The sequence below is a fragment of the Stenotrophomonas capsici genome, from assembly GCF_034961085.1.
Lineage (GTDB): Bacteria > Pseudomonadota > Gammaproteobacteria > Xanthomonadales > Xanthomonadaceae > Stenotrophomonas > Stenotrophomonas capsici.
Genome location: NZ_JAYFUH010000022.1, coordinates 1 through 534 on the forward strand (window position 1 = coordinate 1; position 534 = coordinate 534).

The window sequence follows — 534 nt, forward strand, 5'->3', positions numbered from 1 at the left end:
TTCCATGGCAGCACGGTCGAGGTCACGGTTGCGGCTGGACTTCTCGACGGCCACATTGGTGACGTTGCCGTTGGCATCGACATCAATGATCAGGATGACCTCGCCCTGGATACCGGCGCGGAAAGCGGCCGGCGGGTAACGCGGCGGGTTCATGTTCTTGGACGAGATGTCCACGCTGGCCTGGATGTCGACCGGCGGGGCGGGCGGAGCCGGCGGGGCCGGCGGCGTCACCACGTCATTCGGGCGCGGTTCCGGCACGTCGATCACCGGGGCGTCCGGCGGCGGCGGCAGCGGCGAGGGCTTCGGCGGCGCCAGGTTCTTGACCGGCGGCGGCGGGATGTCCTGCGGCGGCGGCGGCGGCGGCGGTGGCGGCGGCGGCGGCGGGGCGTCAACCAGCGTCACCATGACGTTGCGTTCCTTCTCCGCAGCGGCCTTCGGGGCCACGGCCGGGATCAGAAGCATCATCAGGGCTGCCAAGTGCAGTGCGATTACAAAGGCGATGCCAGCGATACGGGGCCAGCTCAGACCCTTATC

The 534-nt window shown here is 69.9% G+C and carries 1 protein-coding gene; it reads right to left on the reverse strand.

Going from position 1 to position 534, the window contains the following annotated elements; translation table 11 throughout:
- Positions 1 to 534: energy transducer TonB (locus VA603_RS00260; protein WP_425603629.1), on the reverse strand; the 534-nt coding region annotated here is incomplete at both ends.